The sequence below is a fragment of the Acinetobacter sp. NEB149 genome, from assembly GCF_012516415.1.
GTDB lineage: Bacteria > Pseudomonadota > Gammaproteobacteria > Pseudomonadales > Moraxellaceae > Acinetobacter > Acinetobacter lwoffii_V.
In genome coordinates, this window is record NZ_CP051208.1 from 347,518 (window position 1) to 373,628 (window position 26,111).

Annotated in this window: 20 protein-coding genes, 5 tRNA genes and 1 pseudogene; all 26 read left to right on the top strand. The window is 45.1% G+C overall.

Features of this window, described 5'->3' with window-relative positions:
* Window positions 1-28 precede the first annotated feature (28 nt).
* The 26 genes and pseudogenes from hemC (at window position 29) to rpoC (ending at window position 26,098) form a co-directional block, all read left to right on the top strand.
* A complete protein-coding gene (gene hemC / locus HGD77_RS01620; RefSeq protein WP_168730646.1) occupies window positions 29-952 on the top strand; it encodes a hydroxymethylbilane synthase in 924 nt (307 codons plus the stop codon).
* Window positions 952-1,713: a uroporphyrinogen-III synthase gene (locus tag HGD77_RS01625; RefSeq protein WP_168730647.1), complete on the top strand. Its 762-nt coding sequence runs from the start codon at window positions 952-954 to the stop codon at window positions 1,711-1,713. Before hemC ends, HGD77_RS01625 begins: the two co-directional genes overlap by 1 nt.
* Window positions 1,714-1,726: 13 nt before the next feature.
* Entirely contained in the window at window positions 1,727-2,566 is an 840-nt protein-coding gene (locus tag HGD77_RS01630) for a hypothetical protein (protein ID WP_168730648.1), read from the top strand.
* 6 nt (window positions 2,567-2,572) lie between these two features.
* Window positions 2,573-3,766, top strand: coding sequence for a heme biosynthesis protein HemY (locus HGD77_RS01635; RefSeq protein ID WP_168730649.1), 1,194 nt, complete (start codon window positions 2,573-2,575; stop codon window positions 3,764-3,766).
* A gap of 8 nt (window positions 3,767-3,774) precedes the next feature.
* The gene (locus HGD77_RS01640) at window positions 3,775-4,203 is read left to right on the top strand and encodes an acyl-CoA thioesterase (protein ID WP_168730650.1); all 429 of its coding nucleotides are present in this window, start codon (window positions 3,775-3,777) and stop codon (window positions 4,201-4,203) included.
* A gap of 141 nt (window positions 4,204-4,344) precedes the next feature.
* Window positions 4,345-4,670: pseudogene (locus HGD77_RS01645) on the top strand (H-NS family nucleoid-associated regulatory protein).
* 182 nt (window positions 4,671-4,852) lie between these two features.
* A complete protein-coding gene (gene gspN / locus HGD77_RS01650) occupies window positions 4,853-5,596 on the top strand; it encodes a type II secretion system protein N (RefSeq protein WP_168730651.1) in 744 nt (247 codons plus the stop codon).
* Window positions 5,596-6,450, top strand: coding sequence for a type II secretion system protein N (locus HGD77_RS01655; RefSeq protein WP_168730652.1), 855 nt, complete (start codon window positions 5,596-5,598; stop codon window positions 6,448-6,450). Before gspN ends, HGD77_RS01655 begins: the two co-directional genes overlap by 1 nt.
* 38 nt (window positions 6,451-6,488) lie before the next feature.
* On the top strand, window positions 6,489-8,750 hold the full coding sequence (gene gspD, locus HGD77_RS01660; protein WP_168730653.1) for a type II secretion system secretin GspD: 2,262 nt from the start codon (window positions 6,489-6,491) through the stop codon (window positions 8,748-8,750).
* Window positions 8,751-8,812: 62 nt separating this feature from the next.
* Window positions 8,813-9,472, top strand: coding sequence for an FHA domain-containing protein (locus HGD77_RS01665; RefSeq protein ID WP_004729299.1), 660 nt, complete (start codon window positions 8,813-8,815; stop codon window positions 9,470-9,472).
* A 78-nt stretch (window positions 9,473-9,550) separates the two neighbouring features.
* On the top strand, window positions 9,551-10,219 hold the full coding sequence (locus tag HGD77_RS01670; RefSeq protein WP_086044201.1) for a phosphoglycolate phosphatase: 669 nt from the start codon (window positions 9,551-9,553) through the stop codon (window positions 10,217-10,219).
* A 108-nt stretch (window positions 10,220-10,327) separates the two neighbouring features.
* Window positions 10,328-11,821: an anthranilate synthase component I gene (gene trpE / locus HGD77_RS01675; protein ID WP_168730654.1), complete on the top strand. Its 1,494-nt coding sequence runs from the start codon at window positions 10,328-10,330 to the stop codon at window positions 11,819-11,821.
* A gap of 98 nt (window positions 11,822-11,919) precedes the next feature.
* Window positions 11,920-11,995: transfer RNA gene (locus tag HGD77_RS01680), tRNA-Thr, on the top strand.
* Window positions 11,996-12,052: 57 nt separating this feature from the next.
* Window positions 12,053-12,136 (top strand) — tRNA-Tyr (locus HGD77_RS01685).
* 38 nt (window positions 12,137-12,174) lie between these two features.
* Window positions 12,175-12,250, top strand: a tRNA-Gly gene (locus HGD77_RS01690).
* Window positions 12,251-12,267: 17 nt separating this feature from the next.
* A tRNA-Thr gene (locus tag HGD77_RS01695) sits at window positions 12,268-12,342 on the top strand.
* A gap of 150 nt (window positions 12,343-12,492) precedes the next feature.
* Window positions 12,493-13,683, top strand: coding sequence for an elongation factor Tu (gene tuf / locus HGD77_RS01700; RefSeq protein ID WP_004646112.1), 1,191 nt, complete (start codon window positions 12,493-12,495; stop codon window positions 13,681-13,683).
* 52 nt (window positions 13,684-13,735) lie between these two features.
* Window positions 13,736-13,811 (top strand) — tRNA-Trp (locus tag HGD77_RS01705).
* A gap of 74 nt (window positions 13,812-13,885) precedes the next feature.
* A complete protein-coding gene (gene secE, locus HGD77_RS01710) occupies window positions 13,886-14,326 on the top strand; it encodes a preprotein translocase subunit SecE (protein ID WP_004278617.1) in 441 nt (146 codons plus the stop codon).
* A 7-nt stretch (window positions 14,327-14,333) separates the two neighbouring features.
* On the top strand, window positions 14,334-14,867 hold the full coding sequence (nusG, locus tag HGD77_RS01715) for a transcription termination/antitermination protein NusG (protein WP_004278615.1): 534 nt from the start codon (window positions 14,334-14,336) through the stop codon (window positions 14,865-14,867).
* A gap of 119 nt (window positions 14,868-14,986) precedes the next feature.
* Window positions 14,987-15,415: a 50S ribosomal protein L11 gene (gene rplK / locus HGD77_RS01720; RefSeq protein ID WP_004278614.1), complete on the top strand. Its 429-nt coding sequence runs from the start codon at window positions 14,987-14,989 to the stop codon at window positions 15,413-15,415.
* A 3-nt stretch (window positions 15,416-15,418) separates the two neighbouring features.
* On the top strand, window positions 15,419-16,114 hold the full coding sequence (rplA, locus tag HGD77_RS01725; RefSeq protein ID WP_004278613.1) for a 50S ribosomal protein L1: 696 nt from the start codon (window positions 15,419-15,421) through the stop codon (window positions 16,112-16,114).
* A 324-nt stretch (window positions 16,115-16,438) separates the two neighbouring features.
* Entirely contained in the window at window positions 16,439-16,945 is a 507-nt protein-coding gene (gene rplJ / locus HGD77_RS01730) for a 50S ribosomal protein L10 (RefSeq protein ID WP_004278612.1), read from the top strand.
* 48 nt (window positions 16,946-16,993) lie between these two features.
* Window positions 16,994-17,359 carry a 50S ribosomal protein L7/L12 gene (gene rplL / locus HGD77_RS01735; RefSeq protein WP_004278611.1) on the top strand — a complete coding sequence of 122 codons (366 nt, stop codon included), beginning with the start codon at window positions 16,994-16,996 and terminating at the stop codon, window positions 17,357-17,359.
* 306 nt (window positions 17,360-17,665) lie between these two features.
* The gene (gene rpoB, locus HGD77_RS01740) at window positions 17,666-21,754 is read left to right on the top strand and encodes a DNA-directed RNA polymerase subunit beta (protein WP_005102827.1); all 4,089 of its coding nucleotides are present in this window, start codon (window positions 17,666-17,668) and stop codon (window positions 21,752-21,754) included.
* A gap of 153 nt (window positions 21,755-21,907) precedes the next feature.
* The gene (gene rpoC, locus HGD77_RS01745; protein ID WP_004278609.1) at window positions 21,908-26,098 is read left to right on the top strand and encodes a DNA-directed RNA polymerase subunit beta'; all 4,191 of its coding nucleotides are present in this window, start codon (window positions 21,908-21,910) and stop codon (window positions 26,096-26,098) included.
* The last annotated feature ends 13 nt before the right edge of the window (window positions 26,099-26,111 follow it).

Here is a 26,111-nt window from a genome sequence, read left to right on the forward strand (position 1 = left end):
TTGTTCTCATTTACTGTTATTGAAATTTATGAAGACCCTAAAAATTGCAACTCGACAAAGTCCACTTGCGCTTTGGCAAGCGGAACATATCCGTGCGCGCCTACAAGATTTGCACGCTGGTTTGCAGGTCGAGTTAGTCACTTTTGTTACACAGGGCGATAAAATTCTAGATACACCACTGGCTAAAATTGGTGGAAAAGGACTGTTTGTAAAAGAATTAGAAGCCGCTTTACTAGATGGTCGTGCAGATCTGGCTGTGCATTCCATGAAAGATGTCCCAATGGCCTTGCCCGAAGGTCTGAGTTTGGCGGTAATCTGTGAACGTGAAGACCCACTGGATGCCTTTGTGTCGAATACCTACACTAGTTTTGAGGAATTGCCACAAGGCGCCAAAGTGGGAACCTCAAGCTTGCGCCGTAAAACCCAGATTTTAAAACAGCGTCCGGATCTGCACATTATCGACTTACGCGGTAATGTCGGCACACGTTTGTCCAAACTGGATGCAGGTCAGTATGATGCGATTATTCTGGCCAGTGCCGGTTTAAAACGTTTGGGTCTGGCAGAACGTATTCGTCATACTCTGACGCCTGAAGTCAGTCTGCCGGCCGTGGGGCAAGGTGCATTAGGCTTAGAATGCCGTACTCATGATCAGACGGTCCTGGACTTGATTCAGCCACTCCTGCATGCAGACACGGATGCGTGCGTACGTGCCGAACGTGCCTTCAATGCCTATCTGGAAGGCGGTTGTCAGGTACCAATTGCCGGTTATGCCACGCTCAAAGAGGGTGTGATTTCAATCGAAGGTCGTGTAGGCAGTGTCGATGGAACAATTTTACTTCGTGCACAGCATACTGGCAAAATAGCAGATGCGGAGCCATTGGGTGTAGAGCTGGCAAAAGACTTGCTTGATCAAGGTGCTGGCGAGTTGCTCAAAGCACTCTATTCACACTGATGTTATTGATTAATACTCGCCCCAGTGATCGTGCTGCAGGCTTGACTCAACAGTTACAGGCAGCACAGGTGTCTGTTCTGGAATTGCCCTTGCTCGAACTGCATGCCATGCCTTATTCCGATGAGCTGTCGAGTTTGTATCAGCAGCTGGAGCAGGCACAGATTATTGTGGTGGTCAGTCCGACGGCCGCCCAGATTGGCATGCAATATTTACAACAGGCGGGTATTAAGCTCTCGACGTTGGCGCAGGTGTATTGGGTGGCAGTGGGAAAAGCCACTGAACAGGCATTGGCGAGCTATGGCATTCATAGTCATGTGCCTGAGGTCGAAACTTCGGAAGGCATGCTGCAATTGCCTGTGTTGAAGCAACTGGCTTCTGGTTCAGGTGTGGCTTTCTGGCGCGGAGAAGGCGGTCGTCAATTTATGATGGATCATTTACGTGCTAGCAATATTAAAGTTTTAAACTTTATTTTGTACCGGCGGCAATGTCCTGAAACGACGGCAACGATTTTGGCAGAGAACTTGGCGCTGCTTAAGACGCAGCAGCGTTTTGCAGTTCTGATCACTAGTGAGGCAAGCTGGTTAAACTGGCTGGTACTTATGCAGAATGATGCAGAGTTTATGAAGCGAGCCTGTTATTTGGTTTTGGGGCCACGTTTGGCTACTATTCTTGGGGAATATCAACAGCAGCATCAGGCAAGTTTTCAATTCGTACAAATCGATGATTTAGACGCAAATACGATCTTGCAAAAATGGGGCTGATATTAGGGAACGCATGAAGAAACTATTCATTGTATTGTTCATCTTGAGTATGGCGTGGCTCATCAAGCTCAGCTACGACCTACATGTTCTGAATACAGCACAGACTGAATTCAATCAAAGCATCAATCAGTTACAGCAGCAAAATGCCAATCTCAATGATCAGTTCGTGGCTTTAAAACGCCAGATTTCTGCTCAGCAGGAAAATGCTGAAACCACTTCATCTAAAGCGCCAGTACGTGAAATGACAACTGATGCAACGCAAAATGATATTGTCTTGGTGCAGCAACATCTGGATCTGATCGAATTTGCACTGCAACAACAACAATACGCCACTGCGATTGAGAAATTAAATCAGTTATCTAATGAGCTGGATGATTATATTTTAGCGCCTGCCTTGGTCAGCAGTTTACAGCAAGTGATTGCAAAAGATCAGGACATGCTGAAAAAATTCGTGAACAGTCGATTAGTGCAGCAAAATAAAGTAAAAGAGATCCTGGTGCAGATGGATGCTGAAATTGAAAAAGAAATTCAGACACCACATCGTCAGCGTCCAGAAACTCAACGCTCTTTCTGGCAGCGCTGGATTCAGGTTGAATCCGCAGATCAGCCAAGCACAGTCTTGATGCAACGGCATCTGGTACTGAAAGAGGCCCAATTGCGCTTGCTCATCGCACAAAATACCTTGCAAAAAGACCAATCTGTCGCTTTTCAGCAAGCACTGAATGCCGTGATTGAAGTTTTGGGACAATTGCCGGATGCGCAGAGCCAAAAATGGATTCAGCAATTGAATCAAATCAAGGCTACCCCGATTACTCCGATTCCATTATTAAACACACGCACCCTAGTGGGCTAATTGCTTATGAAACAGATTCTGCTGGCCTATTTATTTGTCTGCTTACTTGGCATTGCGGGACTGAGTATCCTGAGTTATGGACATGGGGCTGGCTATGTCTATCTGTATTGGCGCGAGTGGCAGTTACAAACCACCCTCTGGTTTTTGGCCGCATCCTTGGTCAGTGTAAGTTTTCTGATGCATTGCATCTGGTATGCTATCAAGCAGTATCGCAGTCGTGAAAAGCGTAAAACTGAAACAGTCTTTAGTTTTTCCCGCTTGCACCCTTATGAACAATTGGCCGTGATCTGGTTATTAAACGCTGCGCAGGATCAGCGGGATTTTATTCAGCAGTCTTTTACCAAGTCGGGTTTACTTAAACATATTATTGATGCACGTTTATCTTGGGGGCAACAGCAATATACCCATGCATTAACTGCTTTAAATCAGTCCAATCCCATGGCATTTGAATTGGCAGAATTACAGCGGATTGAAATTTATTTATCACAACAGCAAGGTGAACAAGCACTTACCCATTTAGAGTTTTTAAATCAGCATGAATTATCACCTTGGTTAATACAGGTTAAAACCGCCTATGAGCAGCGTCTTGTTGCATTATGGGGGGTATTTGCCATGCAATTTCCTTGGTTATATTTACGTTCGACCCAATATGGGCATTTAGACCAAGAAGTAAAAAAAACATGGCTGGAACAATTATTATTGGCCTATGAGCAAGCCACACAGGACGATTTATTTTATTTACAGCAACGTTATTTAGATTTAAAACCTCAGATATTTGATCGTGACTATTCAGTCAAGTTATTATGGTTGAAATTGTTATTTAGAATGCCAGAAATGAGTGCCGAGCATGAATTGCTCGCGATCCATTTAATGGAACAGCAGTTTAATCAGGATGTCTTTTATTTGTGGTTCCAGCAACAGTTATTAAGGCAAAATCCGGATTATGATGCGATTGCACAACAGATTTCGCACTGGGAAGCTAAGTATCCGGCATTGCCGATTTTAAGCTTTGCGAAATGGCATGTGTTGCAAGCCACAGGCTATACAGATCAAGCCCAGCAACTACTTGACTTGTATCCGGATGATATTCGTATGAGTTATTTAAGAATTAAAGCTGCCTTACAAGATCGGGAGGACTTGCTACAGCAGTTAAATGCAGTATTTGAATCGAATGCAAACTTTATAGAAATTAAAACTTGAGAATAATGATGTCAGAATTAAAACAATATCCAGTAATTTATGAACAAACAGTCGCATGGGGCGATATGGATGCCTTTGGACATGTCAATAATGCCATGTATTATCGTTATGTCGAAAGTGCACGTCTGGCTTATCTAGGGATATTAGATTTACGTAATGAACCGGTATTTACGGTAGTGTCTTCAAATCAGTGCCGTTATTTAAAACCTGTGGTTTTTCCTGATCATTTAAAAGTGGCAGCACGTATTGAAGAAATCCGTAATAGTGCAGTCAGAATGCAATATGTATTATGGAGTGAAAAACAACAAAGTATTGTGGCTACTTCAGAAGCAGTGATTGTCTGTGTGGATAAAAAGACCATGCAGAAAACAGAAATTCCGGAGCATATTCGTGAAAAGATTAAAGCGCTTGAATTAAGTGTTCAACATGAAATTTAAAAATGAATGAAGCATTTTATTTTGTAATTTTTTTTAAACTTTATTGTTATTGGTCTAAGGTTTTATATTGAATGTTTTATTTAATATAAATATGATGGGGCTATTATTTAACAAAACGAATAATATTATTTTTCGGAGAGCATTATGCCAGATATTACGCATTTATCAGTAGAAGAGTTAAAACGTTTACAAGCAGAAGCAGAATCACTGATTGCTTCAAAAAAGATCAAGAGATTGAAGACGCTTATCAGCAAATCTTGGCAGTTGCCGAGAAAGTGGGTATGACAGTTGAACAGTTACTTGAATTTGGTGCGTCTAAACGTAAAAAATCATCACGTAAGTCGGTTGAGCCGCGTTACCGTAGCAAAAGCAATCCGGACGATACCTGGACTGGCCGTGGTAAACAACCGCGCTGGTTAGTGGCAGAATTGGAAAAAGGCGCAAAGCTGGACGATTTTCTGATCTAGGCCTCCATTTGATCTGGTCATTAGGCTGTCATACAGACAGTCTAAGATGATTAAACCAAGCATACCTGCTTGGTTTTTTTATATCTATGAATTGGCGTTGGCAGAAAAGTGTGCATAATGTGTGAGTATAAGGGAAAAATTATAAATGGGGATTTGGACTTGAGCGATTGGTCGTGGTGGGGATGAGCAGTAAACCGAAAACTTTAAGATGGTTGATCCTTACTCTTGTTGCATTTTTTATTTTTGTCGTATTACAAGTGCCAGCGGCCTGGTTAATTTCAAAATTTTATAAAAATAACCAGACTTTGCATAATGTAAACGGAAATATCTGGCAGGGAAGTGCGGACTGGAAAAAAGGCAATCTTCGGGGCAGTCTGAACTGGAAAGTACGGCCTCTGGATTTGCTGTTGCTGCGGGTTGGGGCACATGTGGATTTGCATAGCGGCAATACCCAGCTTTCCGGGATCATGGCTTATGGTCTGAATAAGTCTTTGATTGTCAAAAATCTTGAAGGGCAGGTCGCGCCTGAAACTCTAAAAAAACTTGCAGACTGGCAATGGCCGAGTACTGCGATTCAGTTTAAAGATCTGGATTTTAAATATAAAAAACAACAGGGTTTCAGTCAGGTGGATGGGCAAATGCAATGGGCGGGTGGTGAGCTGATTTATACCTTTGCTCAGCGTCAGGAACGCATGAATGTACCCGCAATGACTGGAAAACTCGCAGATGAAAGCGGACAGCTGTTAGTTGATGTTCGGGATAGTCGCGATCAACGCATGCTGAATATCAAGCTTGATCCGAGTCTGATGTTGGATATTCAGCTCACCCAGCGCTTTTTAATGAATGCGCCTTCTTATGAAGGTAAAGCCGGATTAGATACCTATGTGATTAGTACCCGCCAACCCTTAATGGGAGGCTTGAACTGATGGCAGTTTCTCTGAATGATTTAAAAAATATTGAACTGAAACAGATCAATCGTGCTGCACCTGTGGTTTTGTTACTGCTCATCCTGTATCTATGCTGGAAGCTGGCGGCTTTGTTCTGGTTGCTGATTGCTCCACCACAAGCCATGCAGCTGGATCGGGTTGAACTGGGCTCGCAACAGGCACAAATTCCGAATATCAGTGCATTTTCACTGTTTCAGGAAGTTGGGCAGTCTGCGGGTGTGGTTGAAACGGCCAATATCATTTTACAAGGGGTGGTGGTTGCCAGTCCAAGTTATAACTCTTCTGCGGTACTGAAAATTAATGATCAGGTCGATCGTTACCGTGTCGGGGAAATGCTGGCCAATAGCGGTTTTGAGTTGGCTGAAGTGTATTGGGATCGGGTTATTTTACGTCGATCCACAGGTGCTACTCAGGAAGTCTTATTCAAAGGTCTGGAAAATGGCTTGAATCAGCCGATTGTGCCGGAAACATCCGTATCTTCAAGTTCAATGCCTGCTATGCCTTCTAACAGTGGTATGCCTGAGCAGCCTTCGCCGCAGAATGAAATTGGTCGGGCCATTCAGCAGATGCAGGAAAACAAGGACCAGTATTTACAGAATATGGGGGTTAGTGCAGCAGATGGTAGTTATGAAGTGACTTCACGGACGCCGGCTGCACTGCGTAATCGCCTGGGTTTAAGACCGGGCGACCGGATCTTGTCTTTAAATGGTCAGACGCTGAGCCAAGGACAGACCGAAGCACAATTACTGGAACAGGCCCGACGTGAAGGTCAGGTCAAACTCGAAATAAAACGTGGTGATCAGGTGATGACCATACAACAAGATTTGAAGTGATGTGTCATCACACATAGGGTTAGGAAACACGAAAGTTTATGGCTTTATTTAATAATAATCGATCAGCATGGGCATTCTGTGTGGCCGCACCGTTAATGGCTATGGTCAGTACGGCGAGTTATGCACAAACCTGGAAAATCAACCTTCGAGATGCTGACTTAACTGCATTCATTAATGAAGTGGCCGACATTACTGGCAAAAACTTTGCAGTCGATCCGCGGGTACGTGGCAATGTGACGGTCATTTCCAATAAAGCCCTGAATAAAAATGAAGTCTATGACCTGTTTTTAGGCGTGTTGAATGTCAACGGTGTGGTGGCAATTCCTTCGGGGAATACCATCAAGCTGGTTCCGGACAGCAATGTCAAAAGCTCGGGCATTCCCTATGATGCCAGAAGCCGTGCCAGTGGTGACCAGATTGTGACCCGGGTGTTGTGGCTGGAAAATACCAATCCGAATGACCTGATTCCTGCATTGCGTCCTTTGATGCCGCAGTTTGCCCATCTGGCGGCGGTGCCCGGGACGAATGCCTTAATTGTATCGGATCGCGCTAGCAATATTTACCAGCTGGAAACCATCATTCGCAATCTGGATGGCACCGGTCAGAATGACATTGAAGCGGTCAGCTTGCAATCCAGTCAGGCTGAGGAAATGATTGGACTGATTGAGTCCATGACTGCAACTGGTGGAGCTAAAGATGTCCGGGGTTCGCGGGTGCGGGTGATTGCAGATACCCGTACCAACCGGATCATCATCAAAGGTGATCCCACGACGCGCAAACGGGTGCGTCAAGTGATCGAAACCTTGGATGTACCGGCCGCGGATCGTTTGGGTGGATTAAAAGTTTTTCGTTTGAAATATGCCAGTGCCAAAAATCTTGCGGAAATCTTGCAGGGTTTGGTGAGCGGGCAGGCGGTGAACAATAATTCAAATTCGAGTAGTACATCCTCGAACTCGTCTTCACTCAGTTCTGGCAGCAATTTAAATAACAACAATACGACTACCGGTTCAAGTAGCAACACCTCTTCAGGCATTCAGCTGAATACCGGCATGAATAATGAGCAGGGCGGAATTACCAGCTTTAATGGCAATGGCGTCAGTATTATTGCCGATACCACACAAAACTCTTTAGTGGTGAAAGCGGATCCACAACTGATGCGGGAAATTGAATCGGCAATTGACCAGCTGGATATTCGCCGTCAACAGGTTTTGATTGAGGCCGCGATTATTGAAGTTGAAGGAACTGATGCGGATCAACTCGGTGTGCAATGGGCCTTGGGTGATATCAGCAGTGGTATTGGGCTGGTGAACTTCGATAATTTTGGGACTAGTCTGAAAAATATTGCGGCCGGTTATCTCACCGGTGGTGGGGCAGGTGCTGCAAGTGCCGTGGGCGCGGGCAGTTCACTGGTACTCGGTGATTATCGTGAAGGCAGTGATGGTTCTCGCCGTCTGTATGGCGCGATGATTCAGGCACTCAAAGAAACCACTAAATCTAACCTGTTGTCTACGCCGTCGATTGTGACCATGGACAATGAAGAAGCCTATATTGTAGTGGGTGAAAACGTACCCTTTGTTACTGGTTCGGTATCTACGGGTGCGGCAGGAGTGGCCAACCCTTATACCACCATTGAACGCAAGGATGTCGGGGTCACTTTAAAGGTGGTTCCACATATTGGCGAAGATGGTACCGTACGCCTGGAAGTGGAACAGGAAGTTTCTGATGTCAAAGCCAGTAAAGGGCAGGCGCAGGATCTGGTTACCAGCAAGCGAGCGATCAAAACCTCAATTCTGGCCGAACATGGACAAACCATTGTGCTTGGTGGTCTGATTTCGGATAACACCAGTTATGGACGCCAAGCAGTGCCGGGTCTGGGTGCGATTCCAGGCTTGGGACGTTTATTCCGTTCTGAAGGTAAATCCAATCAGAAGCGTAACCTGCTGATTTTTATCCATCCAACCATTGTAGGCGATAAAAATGCAGTGCGTAAACTGACCCAACAACGCTATAGTCAGCTATATAGTCTGCAACTCGCACTCGATTCGGACGGGAACTTTGCCAAGCTGCCAGAAAGTGTTGAAGATGTGTATCAACAGCGAATTCCGGTATCCAGAACACCATTGCAAAACTCGACTTATCAAACTGTGCCGACCGCACCCGTTCAGGCGCAGCCAGCCAATGTAGTTGTTACGCCGGTAGCGATAGAACCAGTGATTCAGCGACAAGTGGTAGAACCCGTCCAACAGGTAGAAAAAAGTAAAAATACCGTTACAACAACCACACTTAGACCCAAAAGCTAAGTCATTCGCATTTGCAGACAGCATGTTATGATAATGTCAAAGAGAACAGAGAAGTAACTTTCATGACTTGGAAAATACACGCGATTACAGGCGACTTAACAGGACAGGAAATTAGCATTGACCGTGACATGCTGGTGGGGCGTCATCAGGCGGCAGATATCGTGTTACAGGCTGCGGAAATCTCCCGTAAACATGCGGCATTTTTACTAAAGGATGATGCGCTCTGGGTGCAGGATTTGGGTTCATCGAATGGCACTTTCGTCAATGATGTGCAGATTGCGCAAGAAACCTTATTAAAGCAGGATGACATTGTTCAGTTTGCCAGCTTGAAATTTTCAGTAATGGCGCCTGCGGCTGCAGTAGAGGTTCCAGCAGAAATTGAAGCAACGGCAGAAAAAGTCGTGGAACAGGTCGAAGTCGCTGAGCCTACACCTGCACAGCAAATGAATGATCAGGGAATGCCGGAACTGAAACATCGTGATGCTACGGTACAATTAACCCGTGATGGCATGCCAACCAATGTCGGTATTCCAAAACCGGCACCTATTCCGGAAGGCGTGGACATTAATGCGGTAAAACCAGAGCCTACCCCAATTCCGGTTGAGCAGCCTGTATCACGTGTAGAACAGGAAAAAGAAACCCAGAAAAATGTATCTGTAGGTTTGATTTCAGTGATTGTGCTGATTATTTTGGCAATTATGGCTTGGTTGTTGTTCAAATAAGCTGATGATTGGTTACAATCAAGGCATGCATAGCGCATGCCTTTTTTGTGGCTGCGCACATTATAAAAGAGGGTCGGGATGTCTATTGCACAATTAGAAAAGCGTGAACTGATCTTGTTTGATCTGGATGGTACCTTGGTGGATTCAGCACATGATCTGTATCGCGCCATGAATATGAGCCTGAATGTGCTGCAATTGCCTCTGGTGACTGAAGAGCAGGTACGGACCTGGGTAGGTAAGGGCACGTCGATATTCTGTGAAAGTGTACTCCAGCATCTGGTGGGTGAAGTCACACCGGCACAGCATCAGGAACTCTTAACGACTTTTCTGGATATCTATAATGTCGATCCCTGCGTCGATACCGTTCCTTTTCCGGGAATCCTGAAATTTCTGGACTGGGCTAAAGCCCAAGGTAAAACCCTGATTTGTGTGACCAATAAGCCTGAACTTCCTGCCCGCAGCATTTTAGATACCTTGGATATGGCTCATTATTTTGCCGATACCATTGGTGGCGACCGTTTTACTGAACGTAAGCCGCACCCACGCCAGTTGTTGCACTGTGTCGAACATTATAAGGTGAGCAAAGAACAGGTCTTGCTCATTGGCGATTCTTCCAATGATGTTGAAGCCGCACGCCGCGCCGGGATTGATTGTGTTGTGGTCAGCTATGGCTATAATCATGGTGAAAATATTGCAGATTGTCAGCCGCAGCAGATTGTGGATGATCTTAGAGAATTACTTGCCTAATACGCGTACTAAGGAAAGAAAATGAATAGTTGTAAGGTTTTTCGATGGCGTCGCTCAGTTCAATTCTATTTACATACTGAGTAACCCTAATTTAAAGAGAAAAACCGCATGACCACTCAAGCACAATTCCAGCAACTTGCTGCACAAGGCTATAATCTCATTCCTGTTTATCGTCAGCGTCTGGCAGATACCGATACACCACTTTCTATTTTTGCACGCCTTAAACAGCATCAGCAGGCTTATTTATTTGAATCCGTAGAAGGCGGAGAGAACTGGGCACGCTATTCGATTATTGGACTAGGTGAATCTACTGTATTTTCCTGCAATGCAGGCGAACTGACGGTACAGCATGCAGATGCTTCAATTGAAAAACAGCACTGTGCTGATCCATTTCAATATATCCGTGATTTTCAGGCGCAATTTAAGGTGCCTACCCAGGTAGAATTGCCGGACTTGCCGAGTTTTACTGGTGGATTAGTTGGTTACTTTGGTTACGACGCTGTGCGTTATATCGAGCCGAAGTTAAAAAATGTGCCTGAAGCAGATCCGGTTGGTTTACCCGATATCTGGCTGATGCTGTCTAAAACCGTCATCGTGTTTGATAATTTAAAAGATACCTTGTTCCTGATCGTACATGCTGATGCCACTGCTCCGGGTTCTTATGAAAAAGCACATGAACAATTAAATGAATTAGAAAATATTCTTGCCACGCCCATCAGTCTTAAAGCTGAAAAACATAGTCCGCCACATTTCGAGTCCCTCACCGGACATGACAACTTCATTGCTTCGGTGGAAAAGGTCAAAGAGTATATTCGTGCTGGCGATGTAATGCAGGTCGTACCCGGGCACCGGATGGTGTCTGACTTCGACGGTGACCCGCTACAGGTGTATCGTGCGCTGCGTCATCTCAATCCATCGCCGTATTTGTTCCTGGTGCAAGGGCAGACCTTGGAAAATAACACGCCATTCCATATTGTCGGTTCCTCTCCTGAAATTCTGTCCCGTCTGGAAAATGGTATTGCCACAGTTCGTCCATTAGCGGGAACCCGTCCACGTGGCAAAACCAAAGAAGAAGATCTGGCACTTGAGCAGGACTTACTCTCTGACGAAAAAGAAATTGCTGAACATGTCATGCTGATTGATCTGGGACGTAATGATGTGGGACGCATTGCAAAAATTGGCAAAGTGCAGGTAACTGATCAAATGGTGATCGAACGTTATTCACATGTGATGCATATTGTCTCCAATGTGCAGGGTGAAGTACGTGATGATGTCGATGCTCTGGACGTTTTTAAGGCAACTTTCCCCGCAGGCACACTTTCAGGCGCGCCAAAAATCCGTGCCATGGAAATTATTGATGAAGTTGAGCCGGTAAAACGTGGAATTTTCGGTGGCGCTGTTGGTTATTTAGGCTGGCATGGCGAAATGGACATGTCGATTGCGATTCGTACCTGTGTCATTCGCGAAAATAAGGTCTATGTTCAGGCTGGAGCAGGGTTAGTTGCCGACTCAAATCCTGAATCTGAGTGGAATGAAACCCAAATAAAAGCTCGCGCAGTGATCAAAGCGGTTGAATTATCATCAAATGGTTTGATTTTATGAGTTTTTGACGTTTTTTTTGAAAAAAACACTTGCAAGGATTCTGAGTTTTGCTAAACTGCACACCGTTCCGATACGAAACGTACGAAACACTAAGAAACGCCGGCATAGCTCAGTTGGTAGAGCAACTGACTTGTAATCAGTAGGTCCACAGTTCGAATCCGTGTGCCGGCACCATCTTAGAAGTTTGGTAGTGTGAAGTAAAGAACAGCACTGATGTAAGTGTAAAAAAATGGTGAGGTTCCCGAGCGGTCAAAGGGGGCGGACTGTAACTCCGCTACGAAAGTTTCGAAGGTTCGAATCCTTCCCTCACCACCAATTTTAAGACTTCAATAAGTGGTTTGTACCAACATCGTGCGGGAGTAGCTCAGTTGGTAGAGCGGTAGCCTTCCAAGCTACATGTCGCGAGTTCGACCCTCGTCTCCCGCTCCATTGAAGTACTAATATTTGCTCTTATAGCTCAGTGGTAGAGCACTCCCTTGGTAAGGGAGAGGTCTCGAGTTCAAATCTCGATAAGAGCTCCAGATTACAGTTTAGCAACTTTGTTGCAAAGAAATTCCAAAAGCAGGCTATTTAGTCTGCTTTTCAAGTATTTGGTGTTCGGTTTTTTTAAACGATATGTCGGAGCTGGGTTTTACTCAGAATTGTGTTCGACGTAAACGAGGAAGATTAACATGGCTAAGGCTAAGTTTGAACGTAATAAGCCACACGTTAACGTGGGCACAATTGGTCACGTTGACCATGGTAAAACAACTTTAACAGCTGCAATTGCAACTGTATGTGCGAAGAAATTCGGTGGCGAAGCGAAAGACTACGCTGCAATCGACTCTGCACCAGAAGAAAAAGCACGTGGTATTACAATTAATACTTCACACGTAGAATACGATTCTCCAACTCGTCACTACGCTCACGTAGACTGCCCGGGCCACGCCGATTATGTTAAAAACATGATTACTGGTGCTGCTCAGATGGATGGCGCGATCCTTGTATGTGCTGCGACTGATGGTCCTATGCCACAGACTCGTGAACACATCCTGCTTTCTCGTCAGGTAGGTGTGCCTTACATCGTTGTATTCTTGAACAAATGCGACCTTGTAGACGACGAAGAGCTTCTTGAGCTAGTTGAAATGGAAGTTCGTGAACTTCTTTCTACTTACGACTTCCCGGGTGATGACACTCCAGTAATCCGTGGTTCTGCTCTTCTTGCGCTTAACGGTGATGACAGCCAATACGGCGAGCCAGCTGTAGTTGCGCTTGTTGAAGCACTTGACTCTTATATCCCAGAGCCAGAACGTGCAATTGACCTTCCATTCCTTATGCCAATTGAAGACGTATTCTCAATCTCTGGTCGTGGTACAGTAGTAACTGGCCGTGTAGAGACTGGTATCGTTAAAGTAGGTGAGTCTGTAGAAATCGTTGGTATCCGTGATACTCAAACTACTACAGTAACTGGCGTAGAAATGTTCCGTAAACTTCTTGACGAAGGTCGTGCGGGCGAGAACTGTGGTGTTCTTCTTCGTGGTACTAAGCGTGAAGACGTACAACGTGGTCAAGTATTGACTAAACCAGGTGCGATCAAGCCACACACTAAATTCGATGCAGAAGTATACGTACTTTCTAAAGAAGAGGGTGGTCGTCACACTCCATTCCTTAACGGTTACCGTCCACAGTTCTACTTCCGTACTACCGACGTAACTGGTGCGATCGCGCTTAAAGAAGGCGTGGAAATGGTAATGCCTGGTGACAACGTTGAGATGTCAGTAGAGCTAATCCACCCGATCGCAATGGACCCAGGTCTACGTTTTGCGATCCGTGAAGGTGGTCGTACAGTTGGTGCTGGTGTAGTTGCTAAAGTAACTGCATAATCATAGAATAAGACAAGCAGGTTGGAGTTTAGGCTCCAACTTGTTGTTTTGCAGGTCAGTAGTTCAATTGGTAGAGCGTCGGTCTCCAAAACCGAATGTTGGGGGTTCGAGTCCCTCCTGACCTGCCAAGTTTCTAAAAAGACGCTTGATGTCGGCAAAATTGGTCATATAATAAGTCGCGAAACCTACGACGAGTACAAAAATGTCGAATGAAAAATCACGCGACGCATTAGGCGAAGCGGCAATTCCTCAAAGAAATAATCCTGCAGTAGATGTAAGTTCTGGTTCTCCATTAGACATGGTTCTATGGGTTATCGCCTTGATTTTATTGGTTGGTGCAATGATGGTAAACCAATATTTACCAGCGTACTGGGCACCTGCGAATGATATTTGGGTGCGCGTTGGGGTGATTTTGGCTTGTATCGTTGCAGCATTCGGTTTATTATACGCCACCCATCAAGGCAAAGGCTTTATTCGTCTGCTGAAAGATGCACGAATTGAGTTGCGTCGAGTGACCTGGCCTACCAAGCAAGAGACGATGTCCACATCTTGGCAAGTTCTTGTTGTAGTCGTAATTGCATCCATCTTATTGTGGTGTTTTGACTATATTTTAGGCTGGTTAATGAAGTTTATTATCGGGTAAGAGAGCTATGAAACGTTGGTACATTATTCATGCCTATTCAGGTTATGAAAAACAAGTGATGCGTTCGCTTAATGATCGAATCCAGCGTAGCGCTGTTGCCGATAGCTTTGGTGAAGTCCTTGTTCCTACCGAAGAAGTGGTAGAAATGAAGGATGGCAAGAAGCGTAAATCAGAGCGTAAGTTCTTTCCTGGCTATGTCCTAGTCGAAATGGAAATGAACGATGATACTTGGCACATTGTTAAAGAATGTCCAAAAGTTTTAGGTTTTATTGGTGGTACGGCTGAAAAACCGGCACCGATTACGCAAAAAGAAGCAGATGCGATTCTTGCGCGTGTACGCAATACTGGCGAAGCACCTCGTCCTAAGACGATGTTTGAACCAGGCGAAGAATTACTCGTGGTTGACGGTCCATTCACCGACTTTAAAGGTGTGGTGGAAGAAGTTCAGTACGAAAAGTCACGTTTAACGCTGACCATTAATGTATTTAACCGACCAACTCAAGTTGAATTGGAATTTCGTCAAGTCGAAAAATCAGTCTAATTTGTATGGGTTGAAAACGCCTGACTTATTTATAAGTCAGGCATTGTTGTTGTAACGGTATCGTTACTTGAAATCATTGGGGAGCCTTCACCGGCGTTTGCACCCAGAGGTAATTTGAAATGGCTAAGAAGATTGACGGCTATATCAAGCTGCAAGTTCCAGCTGGTAAAGCGAATCCATCTCCACCGATTGGTCCTGCACTAGGTCAACGTGGTGTAAACATCATGGCATTCTGTAAAGAATTCAATGCTGCTACACAAAAAGTTGAAGCTGGTCTGCCAATTCCAGTCGTGATCACTGTGTACAACGACAAGTCGTTCACATTCATCATGAAAACTCCACCTGCTGCTGTTCTTCTTAAGAAAGCTGCTGGTATCCAGAAGGGTTCAGCTGTACCTAACAAAACTAAAGTTGGTAAGTTGACTCGTGCTCAAATCGAAGAAATCGCGACTACTAAAGAACCAGATTTGACTGGTGCTGATTTAGACGCACGTGTACGTACCATTGCTGGTTCTGCGCGTTCTATGGGCTTGGAAGTGGAGCTTTAAGACATGGCTAAATTAACTAAACGTCAAAAAGCGATTGTAGCTGCTGTAGAAGCGCACAAAGTTTACACGCTAGAAGAAGCTGTTGCAGTTTTAGAGAGCCTTCCAGCTCCTAAATTCAAAGAATCTCTAGATATCGCGGTAAACCTAGGTGTTGATCCTCGTAAATCTGACCAAGTTGTTCGTGGCGCGACTACACTTCCTGCAGGTACTGGTAAAACTGTACGTGTAGCTGTATTCGCTCAAGGCGCTGCTGCTGAAGCTGCTAAAGCTGAAGGCGCAGACGTTGTTGGTTTCGACGATCTTGCTGAAAGCATCCAAGCGGGTAACCTTGACTTTGACGTAGTAATTGCTGCTCCAGATGCAATGCGCGTTGTAGGTAAACTTGGTACGATCCTTGGTCCACGTGGCTTAATGCCAAACCCTAAAGTGGGTACTGTAACTCCTGACGTTGCTACTGCAGTTAAAAATGCAAAAGCTGGTCAAGCACGTTACCGCGTAGATAAAGCTGGTATTATCCATGCTGCGATCGGTCAAGTAGGTTTTGAAGCTGCTGCTGTTCGTCAAAACGTTGAAGCACTTGTTGCTGACTTGAAGCGTTTGAAACCTGCTACGTCTAAAGGCGTATACATTCAAAAGATCACTTTGAGCTCAACTATGGGCCCTGGTTTGATCGTTGATGTAGCAAACGTTTCTAAATAAGTCTCGACTTATTACAGAATTTTAAAGCCCTGAAGATGTCTCCTTCTCCCTCTGGGAGAAGGTCGGGAAGAGGGTTAAACCTCTCCCTAGCCCTCTCCTAAAAGGAGAGGGGATAATTTAGGCAAACTTTGAATTGGTAAATGAAAATTTATCAGCGTCAAAGACCGCGGGCGAGGGGAGTTTTATGCTTCTCTCTTAATAGCCCAGCCTGCGTAGACGCGGTGGTGTGATTTGTTCATCCTCCGCGTGTGAGTCCAGTGATGGTCTTGCGAATTGGGAGTGTACTTCGCGTAAGTACATAAATCACCGTTAGGAGGTTTTACAATGGCTCTTCTTATCGAAGGCAAAAAACAGATCGTAGCTGAAGTAGCTGAAGTTGCTTCTACTGCATTTGCTGCTGTTGTTGCTGACTACCAAGGTTTGACTGTAGAGCAGTTAACTACTCTACGTGTTGAAGCGCGTAAACTTGGTGTTACTACACGTATCGTTCGTAACACTTTGGCTAAACGTGCTCTTCAAGATACTCAATTCAATATCTTGAACGACAACCTTGTTGGCCCAACAATCTTAGCTTTCTCGAATTCTGAAGACGACATGGGTGCTGCTGCACGTTTGTTCGAAGAATTCGCTAAAACTAATAAAGCATTTGAACTTAAAGCTGCTGCATTTGATGGCAAACTTTATCAAGGTGCAGAAGTTAGCGTAATCGCGAATCTTCCGAACCAAGAGAAAGCGCTTACTATGCTTGCAAACGTTCTTCAAGCTCCTATTTCGAAATTGGGCCGCTTACTTACAGCGCTTCAAGAGAAAAACGAGTCAGAAGCTGCTTAAGCTCAAACTTAAACACACATCATTCAATACCCATTTGGAGTTAATCTCATGGCTTTAACAAACGAAGAAATCCTAAACGCAGTTGCTGAAAAAACTGTTCTTGAACTTGTTGAACTTATCTCTGCTTTCGAAGAGAAATTCAATGTATCTGCTGCTGCTGTAGCTGTTGCTGCTGGTCCAGCTGCTGCTGCTGCTGAAGAACAAACTGAATTCAATGTTGAATTGACTTCTTTCGGCGCGAACAAAGTTGCTGTAATTAAAGCAGTTCGTGAAGCGACTGGCCTTGGCTTGAAAGAAGCTAAAGACATGGTTGAAGGCGCTCCTGCAGTTCTTAAAGAAGGCGTTTCTAAAGAAGAAGGCGAAGAGCTTAAGAAGAAACTTGAAGAAGCTGGTGCTACAGTTACTCTTAAGTAATTTCTTAAGGGAGCCGGTTTTTTATAATCGGCTCCAAAAATTGGCTGATGGCTCTTGGGTCATCAGCCTTTTTGCGTTACAATAATCGGCTCGATTTTTGTTTGCATGATATAAAAATCATACAAATTGAAAATAAACATAATGAACAAACGTTTACCAATATTTTTCATTAAAAAATATTGATAAGCGTTTTAATACCACTAAAAATTGCAGCATTTGTAAAGAGTGGTGGCCATATCGGCCAGCGTAATTCCTTCTGAGCCCGTTCTGCAGGCGGGCTTGGTTTACACTTTCCGAGGACTCCAGATGGCATACTCATATACCGAAAAGAAACGGATCCGTAAGAATTTTGGTAAATTGCCTAGCGTCATGGATGCTCCGTACTTGCTCGCGATTCAAGTCGACTCGTACAGAACATTCTTACAAGATGGCAAATCACCAAAAAACCGCGAAGATATCGGTCTCCAAGCCGCATTTCGTTCAGTTTTTCCTATTGAAAGTTATTCTGGCAATGCTGCTTTAGAATTTGTTGAGTATAGTCTTGGTAAGCCTGAGTTTGATGTACGCGAATGTATTCTTCGTGGCTCAACTTATGCAGCACCAATGCGTGTAAAAATTCGTTTGATCCTGAAAGATCGTGAAACGAAGTCAATTAAAGACGTACGTGAACAAGAAGTCTATATGGGCGAAATGCCATTAATGACGGATAACGGTACCTTTGTGATTAACGGTACCGAGCGTGTGATCGTGTCACAATTACACCGTTCACCAGGCGTATTCTTTGACCACGATAAAGGCAAGACTCACTCAAGTGGTAAAGTCCTTTATTCAGCACGTATCATTCCTTACCGTGGTTCATGGTTAGACTTTGAATTCGATGCCAAAGACCTCGTCTATGTACGTATTGACCGTCGTCGTAAATTGCTTGCGACTGTGGTGCTTCGTGCCTTGGGTTATAGCAACGAAAACATTCTCGACATGTTCTACGAGAAAGTACCTGTGTATCTTGACATGGGTAGCTACCAGATTGACCTGGTGCCTGAACGTCTGCGTGGCGAAATGGCACAATTTGACATCCTGGACAAGGATGGCAAGGCAATTGTTGAGCAAGGTAAACGTATCAATGCGCGTCATGTACGTCAAATGGAAGCTTCAGGTCTTGAAAAACTTGCAGTGCCTGATGAGTACCTGTATGAGCGTATCACTGCTGAAGACATCCCACTAAAAGATGGTGATGTGATTGCAGCCAATACTGTATTAAGCCATGAAATCATGGTGAAAATTGCAGAAGGCGGCGTGAAGCAGTTCAATATTCTGTTCACCAATGATATCGACCGCGGTTCATTCGTTGCAGATTCTCTACGTGCAGATACAACGAGCAATCGTGAAGAAGCATTGGTAGAAATCTACAAAGTGATGCGCCCAGGCGAGCCACCAACAAAAGAAGCTGCTGAAAACTTATTCAATAACTTGTTCTTCTCTTCTGAACGTTATGACTTGTCTCCAGTGGGTCGTATGAAGTTCAACCGTCGTTTGGGTCGTCCTTACGAAGTCGGTACAGATCAGAAGTCACGTGAAGTTGAAGGCATTCTCTCGAACGAAGATATCACTGATGTATTAAAAACATTAGTTGAAATCCGTAACGGTAAAGGTGAAGTCGACGATATCGATCACTTGGGTAACCGTCGTGTTCGTTCTGTTGGTGAAATGACAGAAAACCAATTCCGTGTAGGTCTGGTTCGTGTAGAACGTGCTGTTAAAGAACGTTTAAGCCAAGCTGAAACTGACAACCTGTCTCCGCAAGATTTGATCAATGCGAAGCCAGTAGCTGCTGCAATCAAAGAATTCTTTGGTTCAAGCCAGTTATCTCAGTTTATGGACCAAAACAACCCGTTATCTGAGATTACCCACAAACGTCGTGTTTCTGCGCTTGGTCCCGGCGGTTTAACACGTGAGCGTGCAGGCTTTGAAGTACGTGACGTACATCAAACTCACTACGGTCGTGTATGTCCAATTGAAACACCGGAAGGTCCAAACATTGGTTTGATCAACTCGCTTTCTGTTTATGCGAAATGTAACAACTTCGGTTTCCTGGAAACCCCGTACCGTAAGGTTGTTGATGGTCGTGTAACAGATGAAGTTGAATACCTCTCTGCAATTGAAGAAGTAGGCACTGTGATTGCACAGGCCGATTCTGCAATGGATAAAGACGGTAACTTAACAGAAGAGTTTGTATCTGTTCGTCATCAAGGTGACTTCGTACGTATTCCTCCTGAAAAAGTAACCCATATGGATGTATCTGCTCAGCAGGTTGTATCTGTAGCAGCGTCACTGATTCCATTCCTAGAACACGATGACGCCAACCGTGCGTTAATGGGTTCGAACATGCAACGTCAGGCAGTTCCGACGTTGATCGCTGACAAGCCGCTTGTTGGTACCGGTATGGAAGCGAACGTAGCACATGACTCAGGTGTATGTGTGATCGCTCAGCGTGGTGGTCGTATCGAGTTTGTTGATGCGTCTCGTGTGGTTATTCGTGTGAATGAAGACGAAATGATCGCAGGTGAAGCAGGTGTAGATATCTACAACCTGATCAAGTACACCCGTTCGAACCAGAACACTTGTATCAACCAGAAAGTTCTTGTGAACCTAGGTGATAAAGTAGGTCGTGGTGATGTACTGGCTGATGGTCCATCGACTGATGGCGGTGAGCTGGCATTGGGTCAAAACATGCGCGTTGCGTTCATGACCTGGAACGGTTACAACTACGAAGACTCGATCTTACTTTCTGAGCGTGTACTTCAAGAAGACCGTTTAACCTCGATTCATATCCAGGAATTGTCATGTGTCGCACGTGATACCAAACTGGGTGCGGAAGAAATCACTGCCGATATCCCGAACGTGGGTGAAGCTGCTCTGTCTAAACTGGACGAGTCAGGTATCGTTTACATCGGTGCAGAAGTAACTGCTGGCGATATCCTTGTTGGTAAAGTAACCCCTAAAGGTGAAACACAGCTTACTCCAGAAGAAAAATTGCTACGTGCAATCTTCGGTGAAAAAGCGGCTGACGTAAAAGATTCATCTTTACGCGTTCCATCGGGTACGAAAGGTACTGTGATTGACGTTCAAGTGTTTACACGTGACGGTCTTGAAAAAGACGAACGTGCTCAAGCAATTGAAAAAGCGCAGTTAGATGCATACCGTAAAGACTTGAAAGAAGAATTCAAAATCTTTGAAGAAGCTGCACGTGAACGTGTAATCCGTCTACTGAATGGCCAAGAGTCGAATGGTGGCGGTACAACTAAACGTGGCGACAAACTGTCTGAAGACGTGTTGTCTGGTTTAGAGCTTGTTGATCTTCTTGAAATTCAACCAGTTGATGAAGCAATTGCTGAACGTTTAACTCAAATTCAAGTGTTCTTGAAAGAGAAGAGCTTCGAAATTGACGAGAAATTTGCCGAGAAAAAACGCAAACTTTCGACTGGCGATGAACTGACCACTGGCGTATTGAAAGTTGTTAAAGTTTATCTTGCTGTAAAACGTCGCATCCAGCCGGGTGATAAGATGGCGGGTCGTCACGGTAACAAAGGTGTTGTATCAAACATCTTGCCGGTAGAAGACATGCCACATGATGCCAACGGCGTACCTGTTGATATCGTATTGAACCCGCTTGGCGTACCATCGCGTATGAACGTGGGTCAGATTCTTGAAACTCACTTGGGTATGGCGGCGAAAGGTCTTGGCGATCAAATCGACAAGATGATGAAAGAGCAACGTACTGTACTTGAGCTTCGTGATTTCCTGGACAAGATTTACAACAAAGTTGGTGGCGAGCAAGAAGATCTTGATAGCTTGACTGATGAGGAAATCTTGAAACTTTCTGGCAACTTGCGTGCTGGTGTGCCTTTGGCTACTCCTGTATTCGATGGTGCTGAAGAAGGTCAGATCAAAGAGTTGTTACAACTTGCAGGCCTGTCTAGTACTGGTCAGACCGTATTATATGATGGTCGTACTGGTGAGCGTTTCGATCGTCCGGTAACTGTTGGTTACATGTACATGCTGAAACTGAACCACTTGGTTGATGACAAGATGCATGCGCGTTCAACTGGTTCTTACTCTCTAGTAACGCAACAGCCGCTTGGTGGTAAAGCACAATTCGGTGGCCAGCGTTTCGGTGAGATGGAAGTCTGGGCACTAGAAGCTTACGGTGCAGCATATACGCTACAAGAAATGCTGACTGTGAAATCGGATGACGTTGAAGGCCGTACCCGTATCTACAAGAACATTGTGGATGGCAACCATTATATGGACCCGGGCATGCCTGAATCGTTCAACGTATTGACCAAAGAGATCCGTTCTTTAGGTATCAACATTGAACTGAAAAATGGTGACTAATTAGTTCCATTGAATCTCCCTAAACCCCTCTTTGATAAAGAGGGGCTTCCCCCTTAACAAAGGGGGGACTGAGGGGGATTAAAATTCAGTTAAAAAACAATATTTGTGACCCAGTTGTTGAGTGAAAATCTCCACAACACACGGAGAAAAAAATTGAAAGACTTGCTCGATATCATGCGCAAAAAGACGGATTCAGACGGTCATGCTCCTGTAGAGTTTGACCGCATCCGTATTGGTCTTGCGTCACCAGAAATGATTAAGTCATGGTCTCACGGTGAAGTTAAAAAGCCAGAAACCATTAACTATCGTACGTTCAAGCCTGAACGTGATGGTTTGTTCTGTGCCAAAATCTTTGGTCCAGTGAAAGATTACGAATGCTTGTGTGGTAAATACAAGCGTATGAAATACAAAGGCGTCATTTGTGAAAAATGTGGCGTTGAAGTAACAACTGCGAAAGTTCGTCGTGAACGTATGGGTCATATCGAGCTGGCATCTCCAGTTGCACACATCTGGTTCTTGAAATCATTGCCTAGCCGTATCGGTCTATTATTAGACATGACGCTACGTGATATCGAACGCGTATTGTATTTCGAATCTTATGTCGTTACTGATCCGGGTATGACGCCTTTTGAGAAATACCAACTTCTAAACGATGAAGAATACTTCAATGCCTTAGAAGAACACGGTGATGAATTCACAGCGAAAATGGGTGCTGAAGCGGTTCAAGACTTGTTGAAAGACATCGATCTTGAAGCTGAAATTGCGCGTCTTCGTGAAGAAATTCCTGTTACAACTTCAGAAACCAAGCTGAAAAAAGCGTCTAAGCGTTTGAAGTTGATGGAAGCATTCAACGATTCGAACAACAAGCCAGAATGGATGGTGTTAACTGTACTTCCAGTTCTTCCACCAGACCTTCGTCCGCTTGTACCACTTGAAGGTGGTCGTTTCGCGACTTCTGACCTGAACGATCTTTATCGTCGTGTGATCAACCGTAACAACCGTTTGAAGCGTCTTCTTGACCTTGCAGCGCCAGACATCATCGTACGTAACGAAAAACGTATGTTACAAGAGTCTGTAGATGCATTGTTGGATAACGGTCGTCGTGGTCGTGCAATTACCGGTTCGAACAAGCGCCCGCTTAAATCTTTGGCAGACATGATCAAAGGTAAGCAAGGTCGTTTCCGTCAAAACTTACTTGGTAAGCGTGTTGACTACTCTGGCCGTTCGGTAATTACTGTTGGTCCAAACCTACGTTTGCACCAATGTGGTCTTCCGAAGAAAATGGCCCTTGAACTGTTCAAGCCATTCATTTTCGCGAAACTACAGGCATCTGGGCAAGCAACCACCATTAAAGCTGCGAAGAAAATGGTTGAGCGCGAGACTCCAGAGGTTTGGGATGTTCTTGCTCATGTGATTCGTCAACATCCAGTGATGTTGAACCGTGCGCCAACCCTTCACCGTCTGGGTCTTCAAGCATTTGAGCCGATCCTGATTGAAGGTAAAGCGATCCGTCTACACCCACTCGTATGTGCTGCGTTTAACGCCGACTTCGATGGTGACCAAATGGCGGTACACGTACCATTAACACTTGAAGCTCAGCTTGAAGCTCGTGCGTTAATGATGTCAACGAACAACATCTTGTCTCCAGCGAACGGTGAGCCAATCATCGTACCGTCTCAGGACGTTGTCTTGGGCTTGTATTACATCACGCGTGATGCAATCAATGCCAAAGGTGAAGGCATGGTGTTCGCGGATACTCACGAAGTAAACCGTGCATTGGCAACAGGTCAGGTTGATCTACACGCTCGCGTTAAAGCACGTGTACACCAGACTGTGATCGACGAAGATGGTAACCGTGAACAGCAAACTATTATTGTAGATACGACGCCTGGTCGCTGCCTACTTTGGGAAGTTGTACCTGAAGGTATGGATTTCCAGCAAATTAACGTTGAGATGACCAAGAAAAACATCTCGAAATTAATTAACTCTTGCTACCGTAAATTGGGTCTGAAAGATACTGTTATCTTCGCTGACCAGTTGATGTACTTGGGCTTCCGTCAAGCGACGCGTTCAGGTGTATCTGTCGGTATGGAAGACATGGTTATTCCACCGCAAAAACAAGCAATTATTGGTAAAGCGGAAGCTGAAGTTCGTGAAATCGAACAACAGTTCGAACAAGGTTTCGTAACTGCCGGCGAACGTTATAACAAAGTGGTCGATATTTGGGCGCGTACCAATGACCAGGTTGCTAAAGCGATGATGGACAACTTGTCTTTTACCACTGTGAAGAACAAACAGGGTGAAGACGAGAAGCAAAAATCATTCAACTCGATCTACATGATGTCTGACTCGGGTGCCCGTGGTTCGGCAGCTCAGATTCGTCAGTTGGCGGGTATGCGTGGTTTGATGGCGAAGCCGGATGGCTCGATCATTGAAACGCCGATTAAAGCGAACTTCCGTGAAGGTTTGACCGTACTTCAGTACTTCATCTCGACACACGGTGCGCGTAAAGGTTTGGCCGATACAGCACTGAAAACTGCGAACTCTGGTTACTTGACGCGTCGTCTAGTAGACGTTGCGCAGGACTTGGTCATTACCGAGCCAGATTGTGGTACGTATGACGGTCTGGTAATGACTCCGTTCATTCAAGGTGGCGATGTAATCGAGAACCTGGGTGCACGAGTATTGGGTCGTGTGGTTGCTGAAGATGTGAAACGTGTAGGTACAGACGAAGTTCTGCTTCCACGTAATACTTTAATTGACGAGAAACTGGCGACGTTTATCGAAAGTCAAGGTGTCGACGAAATTAAAGTACGTTCAGTCGTGAACTGTGCGTCTACCTTCGGTGTATGTGCGAAATGTTACGGTCGTGACCTAGCACGTGGTCACCAGGTGAACCCGGGTGAGTCTGTTGGTGTAATGGCAGCTCAATCGATTGGTGAGCCAGGTACACAGTTAACGATGCGTACTTTCCACGTCGGTGGTGCTGCAAGCCGAACTTCTGCTGCAAACAGCGTACAGGTTCGTAACCAAGGTACAGTACGTTTCCACAACGTGAAAACAGTACAACATGCCAAAGGTCACTTGGTATCGACTTCACGTTCAGGCGAAATCGGTATTGCGGATGATTTAGGTCGTGAGCGCGAGCGCTATAAACTTCCTTACGGTGCGTCTATCTTGCTGAAAGATGGCGAAGCTGTAGAAGCAGGCGGTATTGTGGCGACTTGGGATCCGCATACACATCCATTGGTAACAGAAGTTGCTGGTAAAGTACGTTTCAGCCAGATTGCTGATGGCGTGACGGTTACTTCTAAAACTGATGATGCAACAGGTATGTCAACCATCGAAATCTTGCCAGTGACTTCACGTCCTGCGTCAGGTAAAGATTTGCGTCCTGCTGTTGTGTTAGATACCGTTGATGGTGGCGAACAGTTCTACTTCCTGCCACAGAACACGATTCTTTCTGTTCGTGATGGCGAAACGATTGGTGTCGGTGATGTCATCGGTCGTGTACCACAAGAAACTTCACGTACCCGTGATATTACCGGTGGTCTGCCGCGTGTAGCTGACTTGTTCGAAGCACGTAAGCCGAAAGAGCACGCAATCCTTGCAGAAGTGTCGGGTGTTGTAAGCTTTGGTAAAGAGACCAAAGGTAAGAACCGTCTGGTGATTACGCCGGATGATGGCTCTGAGATTTATGAAGAGTTGATTCCGAAATGGCGTACGATTAACGTGTTCGAAGGCGAACATGTGAACCGTGGTGAAACTATTTCTGATGGTCCACAGAACCCGCACGATATCTTGCGTTTGAAAGGCGAAGTTGCGCTTACAAACTACATCGTGAATGAAGTTCAGGATGTATACCGTCTGCAAGGTGTAAAAATCAACGACAAGCATATTGAAGTCATCGTACGTCAAATGCTGCGTAAAGTTGATATCACTGATGGCGGCGATACTAGCTTCATCAAAGGCGAACAAGTGGATTACATCCGCGTTGTTCAAGAAAACCAAGCAGTTCTTGCACAAAACAAGTTCCCTGCGAAGTTTGAACGTCAATTGATGGGTATTACGAAAGCATCGCTTTCTACTGACTCGTTCATCTCTGCTGCATCGTTCCAGGAAACCACGCGTGTGTTAACTGAAGCGGCTGTAACAGGTAAAGAAGATGACTTACGCGGCTTGAAAGAGAACGTGGTTGTAGGTCGCCTGATCCCAGCGGGTACAGGTTTGGCTTACCACTTGGAGCGTCGTCGTCAAGAAGCAGAAGCTGCAGAATTTGAACTGCACAATGATTTCTCTGATGTAGACCAAGCGCTTAGCCAGGCATTTAACGAAGAATTCTAATTCGAGTTAAAGC